The organism is Lentzea sp. NPDC059081 (genome assembly GCF_042738015.1).
In the GTDB taxonomy this organism is placed as follows: domain Bacteria; phylum Actinomycetota; class Actinomycetes; order Mycobacteriales; family Pseudonocardiaceae; genus Lentzea.
Window position 1 is genome coordinate 1 of sequence record NZ_JBHYGW010000067.1, and the last position, 1,111, is coordinate 1,111.

The window sequence follows — 1,111 nt, forward strand, 5'->3', positions numbered from 1 at the left end:
TCCTGGACTGGGCGGGTCGGTCGGGTAGTCGGGCAACAGGAACGAGGCGTTACGCGAGTCGGCAAGTTGTCCACAAACTGTCCACTCGCGCGGCGCGGGCTCAGAGGTCTCTCTGCAGCCAGCGCAGGCGCATGGCCAGGTCGGCTTCCACCACCAGCGGCTCAACGATCTGGGCCATCTCGTCGACCTCTTGGCGCGTGACCGGCCGGTTAGGGTCGTTCGGTTCGGGCGTCGTCACCGCGGCCTCGCACTGTCGTCCCTGAGCCGTTGCGTGAGGCGAGCAGTACGGGCTGCCTGCTCCAACTGCTCCCGCGTCGGTGTGTCAGCTGGAGGCTCGGCAGTCGGCTCGGATGCGGGCTGCTGCGGGGTATCGCTCATCGGGTTCCTTTCTCCCGGTTTCGCTCGGCTGGGGGCAGTACGTACTGCCGTACGAGCGCTGGCGGTTCGTCCTCATCGGCGTGCCGGGCGTGCGGTGTCGGCGTGGCGCCGAACCAGAACGCCGCGAGCTCGCCCGGCACGGGCTCGGGCTCCTCGAGGAGATGCCGCGGCTCGCTGTCCTGATCGGTGGTCGGCCACGCGCCGCCCAGGCGCTCGACGATCTTGGACACGGGCACGTACTCGGCGGCTGTCACCGCCGGCCCCATCGGTTAGCCGGCGTGATGGGGTTGACCTCTGCGTCCGGCGGGCAGCTCACGGACTCGTTGACCTGCCGGTGCGTCGCGTCGGACTCCGCGGGCCGCGTGAACAGGCCGGAGCACGACCCACAGCGTCGCGTCTCTTCCCTGCCCTCACGCGCGGGCGCCGTGTTGCCCGGCGTGGTGTTGCTGCCCCACACGACGTCTTCAGCCATGACGCTTCACTTCCTTGCTCCGCCGCAGTTGAGCGGCTCGTTCAGCACGTCCTCGTCGGGAGTCGGGACACGTGCAGGTGAGGTAGTGGCCGCGAAAGCCCAGCGCGATCACGGCCAGGACGACCAAGGCGGCAAGGGGGGCAACCCACTCGGGATTGCGACTCACGAGCTCACCAGCGCTTAGGGCGGCGGCCTGGGCGGCGTGGTGTCGCGAGGCATGATCAGACCTCGCGACACCACACCAGCGCGCGGCGGTAGCAG

Annotated in this window: 3 protein-coding genes; all 3 read right to left on the reverse strand. The window is 69.5% G+C overall.

Translation table 11 applies throughout. The features are described 5' to 3' along the window. Nucleotides 1-100 precede the first annotated feature (100 nt). Nucleotides 101-238, reverse strand: a complete 138-nt coding sequence (locus ACFWV3_RS45715) for a hypothetical protein (protein ID WP_382420669.1) — start codon at nucleotides 236-238, stop codon at nucleotides 101-103. 136 nt (nucleotides 239-374) lie between these two features. Then, nucleotides 375-632, reverse strand: coding sequence for a hypothetical protein (locus ACFWV3_RS45720; protein WP_382420671.1), 258 nt, complete (start codon nucleotides 630-632; stop codon nucleotides 375-377). After that, the gene (locus ACFWV3_RS45725; RefSeq protein ID WP_382420673.1) at nucleotides 629-850 is read right to left on the reverse strand and encodes a hypothetical protein; all 222 of its coding nucleotides are present in this window, start codon (nucleotides 848-850) and stop codon (nucleotides 629-631) included. Before ACFWV3_RS45725 ends, ACFWV3_RS45720 begins: the two co-directional genes overlap by 4 nt. Between the last annotated feature and the right edge of the window lie 261 nt (nucleotides 851-1,111).